The organism is Domibacillus sp. DTU_2020_1001157_1_SI_ALB_TIR_016 (assembly GCF_032341995.1).
In the GTDB taxonomy this organism is placed as follows: domain Bacteria; phylum Bacillota; class Bacilli; order Bacillales; family Domibacillaceae; genus Domibacillus; species Domibacillus indicus_A.
The window spans coordinates 1464885-1480427 of sequence record NZ_CP135439.1 but is presented as its reverse complement, the minus strand read 5'-3'; the positions used below and the strand labels follow the sequence as shown (position 1 = coordinate 1480427).

Here is a 15543-nt window from a genome sequence, read left to right as displayed (position 1 = left end):
CGATGCAAAGCGTTTTCTTTTTATTGTATACGATTTTGGCCCAATAAAAAAGGATACAGAGCCCAGCTTCTGCCGGTTTTCTGTACCCTCTGCCACTTTATTTTTTTAAGACAAGCGCTTTGCTTCCTTTTCCAGTATGATCAAGCACATATTTCATCACACCGCCATATGTAACGACTGTTGCGGTAACAAATAACCAGATCATGCAAACGCCCACTTTCTTAATTGATAATAATTTTCATCCTCATTTATATGTTATCACCTTTTAAAAAAGAACTCAACAAAAAAAAGGTGCTTCTTTAAGCACCTTTTTCAATATTGAGCACAAGCCGGTAATCGCCTGCTTCTTTAAACGAAAGCGGCAGTTCAATGGCCTGTTTAAATCCTGAAATTTTCGAATCGCCTACAATGATCGTTGGCGGTGTAATATCGATCTTGATTCCTTTTGCAGCCAGTGCCACACCCATATTCCCAGCAATCATGTTTACGACTTCGCCCGCAAAGGACTCCACCATTTCACCTTCAATCGGCATACCAAACATTTTCTCACCAAGGCAGGCAAACGCATTTTCCGGTCCGTCTAAAATAATACGGCCTGGCAGATCACCGGTAATGCCAATAAACACACCAATCGCATGGTGGTTAAAAGATCCGTTTAAAAGCGTCGGCCGGCCTACCGTCAGCTCTAATGGAACAATCCCTTTAATTGATTCTACTGCGCAGTTAAGCACTTCTTTAATAATCGTATTTTGATCTTGTTGTGTCTGCACCACTTTAGCACCCCCGTGTTTTCTTTTTATTTCACAAGAAAAGCCATATTTCATCACTTTTTCATAATCCATTAGTACTATCGGTCTACTTTTTTATTTGTTTAGACAATTTTTTAAAAATAATGTGCATCATCTTAACTTTTGGAAAAAAAAGACGATACACTACTTATATACTATTCATCTAGTCATTATATCTTAATAATTTGGAGGAATTTAGCATGCGTTTCTTTTTTTTGGCTTTTTACAGCCTCCTGATTTGCTTTGCTGCAAATGGGCTTTTTGTACATCCAGCCAATGCGGCTTCGGTTGTAAAAGGCACTTTTGTGGAAGCAGTCTATGAGTATGTGCAAATTGACGATGAGACAAGTGAAAAACGGCTCACAGGGGTAATTATACAAAATGATCAGGGAAAAACCGCCACATGGGCAATCGATTCAACAGCGGCCTTGTCTGTTAATTCAATCGGCGTGACCATTGACGCTTTTAAAACGGGGATGGCCATCGAAGCGACTGTGAACCTTCGACGGATTAAATCAATGAGCGGCAAGTCTTATGAGGCTCCCGGAGCCATTGACACCCGCGATCGAGCAGTCACCGGCACTATTAACCGGATCGACCCGAATGGAGAGTTTCTTTCAATCCGTTTCGACAACGGCCAAACCAAAACATACTATCTTAACGGCCAGACAGAAGTTTACAAAGGAACCACCCTTGTTGACTTAAGTGTTTTATATGAAGGTGACAGGGTGAAATTAACCTTTTCTTCTTATAATACTTCCTATATACAGTCCATTGATGTCAATACACAAGGAATCAAAATCGAGCGTTTAGTCAAAGGAACGATTCAAGCGATAGATCCGATTCGCCGTAAACTGACGATTAAGAATGAAACGACATTTAAAGACTGGAAATGGGATGACAAACTTCCACGCCAGACGAGTTATACATACACAGCGAAAACGCCAATTTATATCGGCAATCAGCCGATTGCCATTGATAAAGCCCGCTATTATCAAAACAATGAAGCGTATTTTGTTACCGTGCGGCAGTTTAATAAGGAAGTGGTAGAACGAATTGTAATTAGGAAAAACAATGAGCGAACTTTTTATGAGCCTCTTTCTTCTGTCACTCTGGCTCAAAAAAAGCTGACCCTTCAAAAATCAGGTTCTGTTTCGTATCATACAGGCACAATTCTTATTCGAAACGGGCGCATTGTTGATCCCAACAGCCTGCCGTTTAAGGGAGCTGCTTTTGTTGCAACAGACGGGCGGCAAAAAAGCGAATATGCGAACGTTATCCATATTATGAACGATGGCTTTGAAAGTCCGAATCTTGTCAATCATGCTCTTTATTTTGGTCGTATCCATTGGACAAACGGCTACCAGCTGACTTTATCCAATGCACAAAAACTATTAGAAAACAGATGGACATCTGTTTTAAGCCCTTCTCTTGCATTCAGTAATGATACAGCAGCTGTTCATGATTTTGGTTCAGGTGTCCTTAAGATTGTCCCACAGCAGGATGAAGTAAGAGAGCATCTCGGTTCTTACGGATACTTTTATGTAGCAGACGGCCACATTGTCGGCATGCATCTTGTAGGCAAAGACAAGGCGCCACTTATTTCAGTTGGCCGTTTAGAGAAAATCACCTATGAAGCCTCAAAAGATGATCCGGAAAAAATGGAACCTATAAAAATAGATGTCCGAAATGTGAGCCGGATCGTTAATGGTGCCTGGGATGAAGCAGGCCAGATCAAAAATATGGACATTCAGCAAACGACCTTTATCCGTGATGGACATATGATTTCAGCAGATGAATTGAACATCCATGACCGGCTGTATATCGTTCACGAGTCTGTTGTAAAAGGACGGATTATTCTTGTTAATTAATGATTTTTCAATGAAAGGATGTTTCGATGAATAAGCTATTTGCTTTTACCGCAGCAGTTCTGTTTTCTTTAGCTGCCTTTGTTCTTTTTTCCGGAGCCGCCTCGGCCGCTCCGCTTGATTATAATGGCGGTGTGTACAATGAATATGCGTATGAAGAATATGTATTTGTCTCTGCCGAGCCTGTTCAGTTCAGCGGGAAAGTAACGATCTCCGAGCGTGAAACTGCCACTCAGCGGACTGAAACGTACCGTTACACCTTAACAGGCCCGGGAGATAAAGATAAGCTGACCCGCAGTGTTTCTTACGTGACGAATATGAATGTAAAAACAGAAAAAGGCCAGACAACCTCTCAAACATCTGTTAAAAGTTACTCTGAAAAAATCACGATTGGCAGTGAAACATATACACTGGATGATTATCAGCTCTCGCAAGGGACCATTACCGATAATCGCCCTGCTTCAGACTACTATTCCGGAAATATGGCTGGGCGCAAAACGTATAAACTAAAAAGCAATGGAGCGCTTGTTACCATTCATTTCAACGGCAAAAATGTCGGTTATGAGAATTTCTGGGGCGCAACCGAAACGCAAATTATCGATTCCGAGATTGTAACGAATGAAGGTACCTTTTTTGTAACGAGCAAAGTATCCGACAGTAAAACGAAATTTTTGCAATATGAACCGCATGATCCGGACCTATCAAGTTTCACCGGCGGCTACGCTCGTATTAGCGAGCAGTCAATGATCGGTGAATATGCCTATACCCTTCTCGGCAGCAGTATTGAAAAAACCGTTCAAGTCGGCCAGGAAAGAGTTCCGTTAGTTGAACGACTGATTGTGCCCAAATTCCGTGACTTAAATGGACATTGGGCAAAGGAAAATATTGAACAGCTTTATGCCCTCGGTGTATTTGATGATTCAAGTTCCTTCTTCTCGCCAGGCACACAAATGAACCGTTATCCATTTATTGTCGGGGTCATGAAAGCGGCGGATATCCGTGTCCTGGAACAGCCGAAAAAACAAAAAACACCGAGAAAAGCGATTTTCACTGATCTTGACCCGCAGGAAAAAGACTATTTATACATCGAAAGTGCCGTAGCAAAAGGGATTTCCAAAGGATACAGCGCAACAAAGTTCAGCCCAAACAGCGCACTTACCCGGGCCGAAGCAGTGGCCATTTTAATTCGTGCCCTTGGTCTTGAGCACCGTGCGCCAGATCCGGGTTACCATACTGGTTACGTGGATGATTCCTCTATTCCAAAATGGGCCAAGGACAGTGCATACGTAGCTACGGAAATCGGTCTTGTGTATGGTGATTTAAACAACCGTTTTAACCCGACCAAGCCGATGACAAGAGCAGAAGCATCTGCTCTGACCATTCGATTTCTTCATTTTCTTGAAAAAGATTTAAAGCAGAATTATCGGGATGATATGTTATTTTTCCAATAAGCAAAAAGGTGGCTTTTATGAAGGTATTCACTCAAACAAAACGATTCGTTTTCTTGTTAGCTTTTTTCATGATCGGCCTTGTTTCATCCGGATCCGGACAAGCAGCCGTCCCTTTTTCTGATATCAGCTCCAAGCATTGGGCCTATACATCTATTAACTGGGCTTATACAAATAAGATTATATCCGGATACTCAAACGGAACATTTGGACCAAAACGGACTTTGACGGAAGCGGAGTTTCTCGTCATGCTGACCCGGTATGACTGCTCGGGTGATCCATGGCCGAAAAGCCAGCCCGGCGACCGTCACTGGGCCGCTACGCAATATGCGTATGCCAAAAGCAAGCATCTTCCGCTTAAAGGCTACAGCGATTCAACAATTCGGGACAAGCCTGTTACCCGCGGGCAGGTTGCCCGAATCGTGGCGGCTTTTCATGGTTTCGACTTAAACGAGTATCATGCTGTTCAATATATGTATATAAATCAGCTTTCAAGCGGAAAAACAGGCATTAAAAACTTTGCAGATTATGGAGCGGACGAGTCACTAAACCGCGCCGAAGCAGCTGTTTTTCTGCATCGCCTTGCTAAGCAGGGCAAATGTGAAATGAAAGGCCTGAACACCAGCCCTTCAGGTAAAGACAACAGTAAATATCCGCTGCCTGCCAATTTTCTCCCGGAAGGAACAGTCACTTTTCCAGAGTCTGAAGGAGAAACACCGCCATCAGGCGGATCTCCTGCTGGCGACTCGCGTCTTCAGGCAGCAGATATCGAAAAAAGAACGCTCATTGCCAATGGCATTGATTCAACGTTCATTACCTTGTCGCTCAAAGACTGTTATGGCAACCCTATTTCTTATGATGAGTCTCTTTCGTTTCAAGCTTCGTCAAAATCAGGCGGCATGATTTCTAATGAAGACTATTATGAGTACGAACATTGGCCTGAAGAACCCTACTATTCGGCCGCTTCTTCATCCTCTTACGTACAGACTGACGGTCCGGACGTAACGGTAAAAGTGACAGCACCTGCTTTAACAACAGGAAAAAACGACACTATTTCATTACAAGCTACTGAAGGAACCTCGGTAAATGAAAGAATGGCGTGCTACAGGACGCCGGTTACAGTTGATTTGTCCTATGTGCCAAAAGCCGAGCTGCAAGTATCTTCAAGCCAGTCTAAGATTGCAGCAAACGGCAATTCAACGGCATACGTAACAGCGAAAATCGTAAAGCCGGGCGGACAGATTATCTCCGATTACAATGGACAGGTCCGCTTTTATTCAGCAAAAGGCGCTCTTTTATCAGCGAGCAATGTTTCATTCTCAAACGGAACCGCGTCCGCATGGGTGACTTCACTGTCTTCTTCTTCACCAGTTGAAGACACCATTTATGCAGAATTGGTTCAAATGGATTCGAGATATCAAGCAGTAAACAGTGAAATTAAGTCAGCAAAACACAGCACATCGATTTTATATGATCCAGGCCTTTCAACCATTGAAGGATGTGCAAGAGAAAACTTGGAAGTGGCCTTCATTATTGATTCGTCGGGCAGTATGAAACGAAGCGATCCCGAACGGCTGCGTGTGTCTAAGTCACGCGAATTAATGCAAACTTTAAATGCATTGAATAATACCGCTGTAGATTTTAACCATAAGGGCAGATATTTAAGCGGGCCTGATAGTTCAACAATAGTAAGTCCTTACTTAGAATATGTTTTTCAATCAGGCGGCACTAATATTGCCGATGGGATGGATGAAGCCTTCAGCCGATTTACAGCCGGCACAAGAAAGGTAGCCATTCTCGTTACAGATGGAAAATCGAATAAGCAGCAGGTTCTTAACCAAATAGCTGAAGCCAAAAGACAAGGTATCACAGTTTATACTGTTGGGCTCGGTTCAAAAGAGCAGCTCAATGAAGCATTGTTGCAGCAAGTCGCACAGGAAACCGGCGGCCGCTATTTTCATGTAGAAAAAAGCAGTGAGATCAGCACGGCTTATCAGACGATTTTAAATGAATTGTCCTGCGGCGAGCTTTATCTTGGCTGTTCCCCGTCTGGCATGGTTTTTGCTTCGCCGTCACTTCGCCTGACCGAGGATACATTTTATATGGATACGTTTATTGACGAAGGCTGCAGTGAGGTCGAGCGTGTTATCGTCCGCTTCCACGCAGCGGACGGAGACGTGGATTATGACTTGATCTACAGAGGACAGCGGTATTTCGCTTTGAAAAAAGACAGGTCCGAAATTGATCCGTTAGCATTAGAAGACGAAGGTACTTTTCTTGCCTTTGATAAAGACGGCAATTTGATTGGCAGCCGGACGATCCCAATAATATTAAAATGATAAAAAGGATGCCTTCCTGATGGAGGCATCCTTTTTTGCGGACTGCTGTCAGCTTTGAAAGTTATGCTGTTTCTCAATTTGTCCATCTTCGTCATGAATAATAGCCATTGTTCCTGCTTCTTCTGCCATTTTTTTCGCTTCATCTACTGCTTCGGATTTTGAACCGAACGTGTCATTGGGTTCGTCTTTCCCTTCTGTTTTCACAGCCCATTCACCATCACCGTGAGGAACAACATGAAATCTCGCCTCGTCTGTACCAGCCCGGTCTTCAAAATATTCATTGCGCCTATGGTTCTCAGCTATAAGGAATCCTCCTTTTGAGACGGTATTTGTATCACGGTATCTTTACCCGGTTCATCAGCTTAAAAACACAAAATATTTCTCCCCGTCACCAAACTCTTCTGTACTTATAACGGTCTTTAATAAACGCGGCATGATATTTGCCGTGTGAATCTGCTCTCATTAAACTTCTGTAAATATGTTCAGGCACCCCTTCATAGTCATAAATACTTTGGTCCTGAAACTCGATTCGAAGAATTTGGTGAAAAGGATTGTATCCGACTCGTTTTAAATGAGAAGAAAAGACATTGGCCATTTCCATTTTCTCTGCCTCCCCCCTCTTGCTTTTTTCATCTTAAATAAACGCTATTGTTTTCTTTAGACTTTCCTTTTTAACGTTTTGTTTAAACAAAAAAGCGGCTTCTCTTACCGTTCCATATAAAAAAGAGCCATCCGCTCAGGACCGCTCTTTATGCGTTGTAGGCTGCCAGGTATTTTTCTTTCAGCAGAGCGTAACGGCCTATGCTTTCTACAGACTCTTCGGCGCGGGCTGCGTCAAACAACTTGGCCAGCTCGTCAGCATTTGCACGAATGCCGCTTACATCGATACCATCCAGACTCTTCCCTTTAATTTTCGCCAGTAAAGCTTCGTCACCTTTAATGACCATTTCTTCGCCCGTATACAAAATTTCCATTTATCTCTCCCCCTTTTTTAAATTTCAATAAGCCAGCACGCCGTAAAGCTGCCTGCTTGATTCGGTATATCATACAATAATATCTTCTGCCGTACTGCTCTTTCCAGCGCTTAACACCTGATGCTGTTATTGTTTCACCAGCGGCTGATTTCATTCTACATATTCTCCTCGCTGTCACCTTCTGTTTTTGCTTGTTTTAAAAGCAAAAACGAGCCGCCCGCACGGGGCCGCTCAAAGTGATCTGTTATTTAGTTTTTTGTTAATCAGCCATGTCGACTTATTCAACATACGCCTATTTTTGATTTCATCATTATCTTATATGATTGTGAGCGTGTTCATCGTCAAACACATGATTGTCTAAGTACTTATGGAAGAACCATTCACCAGCTGCTACAAGAATCGCTGAGATAAACGCCGCTGTTAAAACATCCCCGCCGTTAATTAAAAGTGATCTGCCCATAAGCGACACAACAAAAAAAGCTAGTATCGCATCTGACACAGAAGCAAGAACGTTTCTTTGAACGTGATCTTCCTTACGCTCATAATCATCGCCTTCTTTGTGGAATATAAGCAAATCGCCGATGATATATGCAACAACTGAAAGAACAGCACTAATGAGGAGTGTATCACTGAGTTCTCCCTGGTAAAATCCAGTAAGCACGATCCCCAGTACAATTGCAATCATCACAAACTTAATGATAATCGCTTTAACGTGATCCAAAAACATTTCCTCCTTTTTCTTCATTGCTCAGTTAATACCCTCTATAGAAATAATAAACATGGAGTTCATGTTTTTTAATATTTATGTAAAGAAGCAATATTTTGTCATTAAGCTGTTATCTTTCTTTTAATGCTTTATATAAGCGTAGATCTTCTGCCGTAAAATGAACCGAAATGAGTCCTGCGCTGCATGAAGTATAATAGACAATACTGTAGGTATGAATGGCATAATCTTTACATTTCCAGCTGGCAGAAAGACTGCCTGCTTCTGTCATATAAACATATCAGTTAAACACAGTTCAATTTTTTTTAAAGTTGAATTTTGCACATTTTGATTTTTGCTTCCTCATGAAGATATACTGATTCTTTTATTACAACAGTCTAGCTGTGAACAACGGCGGCTTCAATGTCCAAATAAAAGCATTATTTCCCTTGATATCTTCAATCAATTGCACTTAATGCTGCGGTTCGTACCGAATTATCACTGGATTGCTTTTCTGATTTCGTCTTCAAATACGGTATACTTTGAACCGTCCGCTTGATCATGGTCACGGCAAAACCATGCAATATCGCGCAGGTTCGGCAGGTCCAGCGCTTGAAAATCATGTCCAATTTCGCGTCCGGCTTCGATAATCTTTTGATTAACGCTCTTTTTCAATGCTGAATAAGACGCAATAGCATAAAGATAATGGGCTTTTGCGGCTTCAATCTCTGCAAGAACTGCTGGCAGCTTCTCCTCATAATCCGCAGCAGCTTCCGCTTTCGCCCGTTCAAAGATTTCTTTTGCACTGGCTTTTAGTTCCGGCGGAGCGACTACCTTATCCTGATGTTCCTTCTGTTTTGCCCGATGCTCCGTGATTAAAATGTTCAATGATTTTTTCCCCATATTAAAACTTCTCCTTTATTTTGTCATTTTCTCAGGTAGAGACAGCTGTCAATGCCCTGCCAATGTATGTAACGAATTAATCGAGTCACTATTTCTGCTTTATCCGATGCTTTTGCTTCATTTGGGCTTAAACAGCTGTTGATTTCTGTTTTAATTTGCACAAATCCATGCCGATCAAAACACCGGTCGCCGCTGGTATAAGCGCAGCTCAATACGTATTTCATTCAGCCCAGTCACTTCTCTGAGCGCTCCATCGCTGCTTCTGCCGCTTTGTATATGTCTTTGTGGGAAGCGTTTTGTAACGATTTTTAACCATTTTATAAAAAGCTGGAACGCACAAGGTGACTTTTTATTGTCGGCTGCCTTCATCCTTAGGATTTCTTTGCTGAGGAAAAATAATCGGAAGCCGGCTGAAACGAAAAGGTAAACTCCTTTCATCGTTTAAAATTTTTTTGTATACAAAAAAGACGTCACCTTCATTTCTTTTAATCGAAAGCAATGAAGGTGACGTCTTTCAAACATGAGAGTTTTTTATCCCGAAACTTCCAGAACCCCGCAGCAAGTTCCGCCAGATAGGCAGCTCCCAGTGCAGTTGTCTCATTATGTCCATAATCGCCGAAATAATGAACTGCTCCGCCTTTTAAAGCCATTTCCGCATGAGTTGGACTCTTCGGAGTTGTCTTACCCAAGTATGCGCGGTGCCTTTTACCTTTTTCAAGCTGGAAGTCCTTACGCGGTTCCCAACGATAAAGCTGCATACAGGATACGCCGACGACCTCCGCAATTTCTGAGCGGCTTAACCGAAGATTGCGGCCACGTTTTTGGTCATAATACGGCTTTATCATAAGTTCCATGGCAAGGTAATGTTGGCCATCTAGCGGCGGCCCTTAAGAGAGCTGTCTACTGTGTTTCTTTTTGCTTTTTGTCATCCGTTTGATACCTCCGGTTTAAATTTTTTGTTCTCTTTCACAAAAAGAGATTATTAGAGAGACAACCGCTCAATCGGATACGCATCTCCGTTCATATCCTATAACATAGATTCAATTATTATAGATTAATTCCGATAGATTGATTTATATAATTGTTTCGCTATCCTTCTGTAAAGGAGGTGAAATGGTATGGGTATGTATGGTGAAGGCGGATACAGCAACGGCAGTGGTTTTGCGCTGATTGTAGTGCTGTTCATTCTTTTAATCATTGTTGGTGCTTCATTCGTTAAATATTAATTAAAAAATGCCCCCACGCTATATCCTGCCGTCAGGCGTCATTTCATCGATTCCCTAGCCCAGAGTTCTCAATCGCCTAGAAATGGCGCTTTTATCGCTGCGGATCTCTTTCCGCGGCTTTTTTTATGTAACCCGGTTTACATTAGCGCCCAAGTGGGTAAATATTATCGTGTGGCACACACCCGCCACTCTATCTCCGAGTTTTACATAGTTCATCTTGTGTGCTGCGGATCTTTTTCCGCGGCCTTTTTTTTGTGCGCCTTTCACCAAACCTGCAGCGGTTCCGTTAATGGAACGGATTCCTGCTGAATCACATCGCGAATATAACGGTCTAGCATACGGCTGATAATACCGTTAAAGAAGCCCGGCAGATTATGAATACGGCGGTTTTTGGTCGACATAACAGCGACATGTAACGCGCTTATAGCGATGTTTTCAAGGTCGCCCTTGTCATAAGCGATTAGGATTGCGGTCTGCCCTTTGTAAACACCAAATAAACGGATGATTAACGGTTGGTTTTCGCCAATGGTTGACGAGATGAGCGACTTGAAACGTTGGTAAAACGTAAGCGGCGCCGTAGGCTGATACGTATTGATATTAATATTAGTACTAGCCTTAAAAGAGTTATTGACTTCATGCTCCCCGTTTTCCTCCGTCTCTTGTCCACGTTTTTCATCTTCCGCTGGCTCAGTCGGCAGTATTTGCACCAAATTTACGGTCTGCTGCATCGTCGGGCTGTGCTTTGTGGGCAGTATGTTAACGATACCTAAAGACGCCAGTTTTTTTAAGCCGTACGCCGATCGTGTCCGGCTCCTCTACGCCAAAGTCAGCAGCAATCGTACGCTGCTTACGGAATGACAAGCCTGGGTACTCACGAGAAATATCGCGCAAATAGTCAAGTAAAATGACAAAATCCCAAAACTGGGGAAAGTTCTCTTTATTCGGTATCTCAAATAATCTTTTTAGTTCATCATCCGTAAGCTTCGTAAATTTCCTTTCATCAGATTTCAGGAGCTTGATCTTGTCGATACTGTTGTCTTTGATTAAGTTCTCATCTTCTAGAAAGCTGTAAAATGTTTTTGAAAATCGCAGCCTTGCGTTGACTGTTTGTACACTTAATCCATTCATTTTGGTTTTATAATTGTAATGATCGTTTTGCATGTAGACTAGATACACTGCCGCACCGTAAACGAGGTTAAATTGGAAGCCATTTTTATTTCTGGATGCGTTCCGGTTAACCACGTCATAAAAAGTTATAATGTTCAAGGTGACTTTTTATTGCTGGCTGCCTTAATCCTTCAGATTTCTTCGTAAATAAAAAGTAGTCAAAAGTCTGTTCAAGTGTAAAACTAAATTCCAATTCGTCACTAGAAGTTTTTTCTTTTTGTTAATCTTTTTGAACACAAAAAAAACGCCACCTCCACCTCTTTTTGTAAAAGAAATGTAGATGACGTCGCGACGTTTTCACGCTTTTAAAATGTGGGAGTACTTTTATTTTTTAATTACGAAACTTTGTTTTCCACTACAGAAACCGATGCTTTTTTACGGCCTAATTCGTTAAATACGATATTAAGGATGATCGCCGTCATACTGCCGGCTACAATACCGTTGCCTGTGAGGATTTGAATGCCGCCTGGCAGGCCTTTAAACAAGTCCGGCACCACTGTTACGCCAAGACCCAGACCGACTGAGCAAGCAATAATAAGCAGGTTTTCCTGCGCATTCATATCCACGCGGCCGAGCATTTTAACGCCCTGCGCAACAACCATTCCGAACATCGCGACCATCGCGCCGCCTAACACGCTAGATGGAATAATCGTCGTAAATGCGCCGATTTTCGGTACAAGGCCAAGGATGATTAAAAAGCCTGCTGTATAGAAAATGACGCTGCGTGATTTTACGCCTGAAAGCTGCATGAGCCCGACGTTTTGTGAAAAAGCCGTGTACGGAAAAGCATTAAAAATGCCGCCAAGTACAATCGCCAGTCCTTCTGCACGGTATCCTTTGGCTAAATCTTTTTCTGTTACTTTTTTATCGCAAATATCTGAGACGGCAAAGTATACACCTGTTGATTCAACGAGGCTGACCATTGCCACTAAAATCATCGTTAAAATGCCTGTCCATTCAAATGACGGCGTTCCAAAATAAAACGGCTGAACTAAATGGAACCATGAGGCATCCGCGACAGCGGAGAAATCGACTTTACCCATGAAAAAAGCAAGGACAGTCCCGAACAATAAACCAAGCAAAACAGAAATCGAGCGGGCAAATCCTTTGAAAAAGCGGTACATCACAATAATGACAGCAAGCGTTGCAAACGCAAGCGTAATATTTTCGGCAGAGCCGAAATCAGGGCTTCCCTGTCCGCCGCCCATATTGTTCATCGCCACTGGAATAAGAGTAACACCAATAATCGTCACAACGGAACCCGTCACGACCGGCGGGAAAAAGCGGACAAGCCGGCTGAAAAATGGAGCAATAACCAATACAAAAATACCAGAAGCGATAATCGCGCCGTAAATAGCGGAAACACCATTTGCCGCCCCAATAGCAATCATCGGGCTGACGGCGGTAAAGGTACAGCCGAGTACAATTGGCAGGCCGATGCCGACCCATTGGCCGCGGTATACTTGAAGAAGCGTCGCAATTCCGCACATAAAAATATCAATTGAAACAAGGTACGTTAACTGAGCCGGCGTCATACCGACCGCTGCGCCTACAATCAGCGGCACAATCACTGCTCCTGCATACATCGCTAACACATGCTGAATACCGAGCGAAGCGGTTTTTAAACGTGTCGGTTTCATTGGTGTACCTCCACTTTAAATTGAATTTTTCCATCATGAAGAGATTCGATTCTGGCAAGTGACTCTACCCGTACGCCTTCCCTTTCCAATAAAGCTCGTCCATCCTGGAACGACTTTTCAATCACGATGCCGATTCCGGCAATCTTGCTTCCTGCCTGCTTTACAATATCCATTAAGCCAAGCGCTGCCTGGCCGTTTGCCAAAAAGTCGTCAATAATAAGCACTGTATCGTCTTCGCTCAAGAAAGATTGAGCAACCGCAATCCGGTTGGTTGTTTCTTTTGTAAAAGAATATACATCCGCCGTCAAGAGATCATCCGTCATCGTTAAAGACTGGCGCTTGCGTGCAAACACAACCGGCACCCCTAACACAAGGCCGGTCATCACAGATGGAGCAATGCCGCTCGATTCTAATGTGACAATTTTTGTGATTCCTGCTCCCTCGAACAACCGGGCAAATTCTTCTCCGATTTCTTTCATTAACTGCGGATCAATCTGGTGATTCAAAAACGAATCTACTTTTAAAACGTGCTCAGAAAGCACGCGTCCGTCCTGTTCCATTTTTTCATGAAGACGCTTCATAGTGTGGGTTTCCTCCTTTGATTCGTCTTCAGGCATAAAAAAAGCCTGAAGCGCAACGTATTCCTCAAAAAAGAGTGAACAATGCCTTCAGGCTTCGAACAGACGGGTCCGTTCTCTTGTTCACTCATAGTCGGAGCATTTACGGTGTCCGGTAGAAACTTGCAGGCCGATTCCTGCGATTATATGAGTGAATATGTTTAGTTGATAATCATTATAATAGCATAACATTCAAGAAAATCAATACAAAACACGAACATTTTATTTTTTTGTTTTCTGATTATTCGTTTTCTTTTTACATATTCTTGCCGCCGGATGTTTTATAGGACAGAAAAAGCCTTTGACAAAAAAACGGTCAAAGGCTCAGTGTGTAGATAAAGTCTTTCCCTTTTAAAAAAGAGCCGATCAGTGAAGCCGGCCGGACTTCGCGCCCCTTAGGGCAGTGCGGGAGCCTCCTCGGCTGCGCCTGCGGGGTCTCCCGACTCACTGTACTTCCCGAAGGAGTCTTCGTCCGGCAGGCTTCACTAAGTGGTATTGAAGATTCACAAACAAGGACTGAATAGGCATTTTCTCTTTTTAAACAGAAAGATACGACCTTATAAGCTCTAAACAATCTTGTCGCAAGCCACTTGGCGGCGGGAAGACGGTGCAGACTCCTATGGGACGAGCGGGCAGCTGAGACCGGTGTAGCCGCCAGGCATTTTATAGAGTAGAAAAAGCCTTTGACCGCAAAATAGTCAAAGGCTTTTTCGATGATTAACTTTCGCGGCGAGGCGGACGTTTGCCCCAGTATTGATAGTAATCACAGCGGATAAATCCGTTAAACAGCTTGCGTTTTTTCGTAGCCGGACGGCCATATACTTCTTCAAATCCTTCATGAGACGTTAATACATAAATGGACCACGTATCGAGCGGCTTAAAAGCACGTCCTAAATCAGCATACAGCTTTTCAACGCCCGGACGGTCGCTGAGGCGTTCTCCGTACGGCGGATTGCCAACAATTACACCATATTCCTTATCAGTTTGAAATTTCGTTGCATCTTCTGTGCGGAACCGGATCAAATCTCCAAGCCCTGCTTCAAACGCGTTCGCTTCGGCAATCCGGGCCATTTTCGGATCTACATCCAGCCCTTCGATATCAAGCGGCTGATCGTAATTCGCTTTATCTTCTGCTTCCGTTCGTACTTCATCCCAAATACTCCCGCCGATCCAGTCCCAGCCTTCGGAAATAAATTCGCGGTTAAAGCCTGGAGCGATGTTCTGGCCGATCAGTGCCGCTTCAATTGGGATGGTACCAGAGCCGCTGAACGGGTCTACAAACGGCTTGTCAGGATACCAATTTGTCAGCTGGACAAGGGCAGCGGCCAGCGTTTCTTTCAGCGGCGCTTCTCCCTGCCCGGTCCGGTAGCCGCGCTTATGCAGGCCGGCACCGCTTGCGTCGATTGTCAAGGTTACTTTATCTTTTAAAAGAGCCACTTCGAGCGGAAAACGCGCTCCTGTTTCAGCCAGCCACGTTTCCACGTGATAAGCGGATTTTAACCGCTCCACGATGGCTTTTTTCACAATCGCCTGGCAGTCAGAAACACTAAACAGGGTAGATTTAACGGACTTCCCTTGTACAGGAAACGAGGCGTCTTTTGGCAGATAGTCTTCCCAGCGAAGCGCTTTTGTTTTTTCAAAAAGCTCATCAAATGTTTTGGCATAAAATTCAGCCACAACCACTTTTATACGGTCAGCTGTACGCAGCCACATGTTGCAGCGTGCAATCGCAGTAGCATCTCCTTCGAAATACACTTTTCCATTTTCTGTTCTCGGTTCATATCCAAGATCTTTTACTTCTTTGGCTACGATGGCTTCAAGTCCCATCGCAGCAGTTGCGATTAATGTATACATAACATCCTCTTTTCGT

The 15543-nt window shown here is 43.4% G+C and carries 16 protein-coding genes and 1 riboswitch; of the genes, 4 read left to right on the top strand and 12 right to left on the bottom strand.

All coding sequences use genetic code 11. The annotated features are described in order from the left end of the window. Positions 1-299: 299 nt before the first annotated feature. Positions 300-770: a chemotaxis protein CheX gene (locus tag RRU94_RS15415; protein WP_315695473.1), complete on the bottom strand. Its 471-nt coding sequence runs from the start codon at positions 768-770 to the stop codon at positions 300-302. Positions 771-988: 218 nt separating this feature from the next. Between RRU94_RS15415 and RRU94_RS15410 the strand changes: the two genes are divergently transcribed. Genes RRU94_RS15410 through RRU94_RS15400 form a run of 3 tightly spaced genes read left to right on the top strand, consistent with a single transcriptional unit; the run spans position 989 to position 6443 of the window. Continuing rightward, entirely contained in the window at positions 989-2659 is a 1671-nt protein-coding gene (locus RRU94_RS15410; protein WP_315695471.1) for a hypothetical protein, read from the top strand. Between the two features lie 26 nt (positions 2660-2685). Further along, positions 2686-4107, top strand: coding sequence for an S-layer homology domain-containing protein (locus RRU94_RS15405; RefSeq protein WP_315695469.1), 1422 nt, complete (start codon positions 2686-2688; stop codon positions 4105-4107). A gap of 17 nt (positions 4108-4124) precedes the next feature. Further along, the gene (locus RRU94_RS15400; RefSeq protein ID WP_315695467.1) at positions 4125-6443 is read left to right on the top strand and encodes an S-layer homology domain-containing protein; all 2319 of its coding nucleotides are present in this window, start codon (positions 4125-4127) and stop codon (positions 6441-6443) included. Between the two features lie 48 nt (positions 6444-6491). Here RRU94_RS15400 and RRU94_RS15395 read toward each other — a convergent pair whose 3' ends face one another. The 6 genes from RRU94_RS15395 to RRU94_RS15370 form a co-directional block, all read right to left on the bottom strand. Further along, positions 6492-6746: a DUF2188 domain-containing protein gene (locus RRU94_RS15395; protein ID WP_315695983.1), complete on the bottom strand. Its 255-nt coding sequence runs from the start codon at positions 6744-6746 to the stop codon at positions 6492-6494. A gap of 85 nt (positions 6747-6831) precedes the next feature. Then, positions 6832-7044: a KTSC domain-containing protein gene (locus tag RRU94_RS15390; protein WP_315695465.1), complete on the bottom strand. Its 213-nt coding sequence runs from the start codon at positions 7042-7044 to the stop codon at positions 6832-6834. A 148-nt stretch (positions 7045-7192) separates the two neighbouring features. Then, positions 7193-7417 (bottom strand): hypothetical protein, encoded by a 225-nt coding sequence (locus RRU94_RS15385; protein WP_315695463.1) that lies wholly within the window; start codon positions 7415-7417, stop codon positions 7193-7195. 310 nt (positions 7418-7727) lie between these two features. After that, entirely contained in the window at positions 7728-8144 is a 417-nt protein-coding gene (locus tag RRU94_RS15380) for a DUF2512 family protein (protein WP_315695981.1), read from the bottom strand. Positions 8145-8618: 474 nt separating this feature from the next. Then, a complete protein-coding gene (locus RRU94_RS15375) occupies positions 8619-9023 on the bottom strand; it encodes a hypothetical protein (protein ID WP_315695461.1) in 405 nt (134 codons plus the stop codon). A 485-nt stretch (positions 9024-9508) separates the two neighbouring features. Beyond that, complete coding sequence (locus RRU94_RS15370) at positions 9509-9781, bottom strand: hypothetical protein (protein WP_315695459.1); 273 nt, start codon at positions 9779-9781, stop codon at positions 9509-9511. A gap of 360 nt (positions 9782-10141) precedes the next feature. On the opposite strand from RRU94_RS15370, the gene RRU94_RS15365 reads away from it, so the two are divergent. Continuing rightward, positions 10142-10249 (top strand): YjcZ family sporulation protein, encoded by a 108-nt coding sequence (locus RRU94_RS15365; protein ID WP_315695457.1) that lies wholly within the window; start codon positions 10142-10144, stop codon positions 10247-10249. A 263-nt stretch (positions 10250-10512) separates the two neighbouring features. Here RRU94_RS15365 and RRU94_RS15360 read toward each other — a convergent pair whose 3' ends face one another. From RRU94_RS15360 to RRU94_RS15340, 5 genes are all read right to left on the bottom strand, one after another. Further along, a complete protein-coding gene (locus tag RRU94_RS15360; protein WP_315695455.1) occupies positions 10513-10977 on the bottom strand; it encodes a hypothetical protein in 465 nt (154 codons plus the stop codon). A 28-nt stretch (positions 10978-11005) separates the two neighbouring features. Then, positions 11006-11515 (bottom strand): hypothetical protein, encoded by a 510-nt coding sequence (locus tag RRU94_RS15355; RefSeq protein WP_315695453.1) that lies wholly within the window; start codon positions 11513-11515, stop codon positions 11006-11008. A 236-nt stretch (positions 11516-11751) separates the two neighbouring features. Further along, on the bottom strand, positions 11752-13056 hold the full coding sequence (locus RRU94_RS15350) for a nucleobase:cation symporter-2 family protein (RefSeq protein WP_315695451.1): 1305 nt from the start codon (positions 13054-13056) through the stop codon (positions 11752-11754). Continuing rightward, positions 13053-13637 (bottom strand): xanthine phosphoribosyltransferase, encoded by a 585-nt coding sequence (locus tag RRU94_RS15345; protein ID WP_315695449.1) that lies wholly within the window; start codon positions 13635-13637, stop codon positions 13053-13055. The genes RRU94_RS15350 and RRU94_RS15345 overlap by 4 nt, the downstream gene beginning before the upstream one ends. Positions 13638-13744: 107 nt before the next feature. Continuing rightward, positions 13745-13844: riboswitch (purine riboswitch) on the bottom strand. Positions 13845-14390: 546 nt separating this feature from the next. Further along, positions 14391-15527, bottom strand: coding sequence for a THUMP domain-containing class I SAM-dependent RNA methyltransferase (locus RRU94_RS15340; protein WP_315695447.1), 1137 nt, complete (start codon positions 15525-15527; stop codon positions 14391-14393). Positions 15528-15543 lie beyond the last annotated feature (16 nt).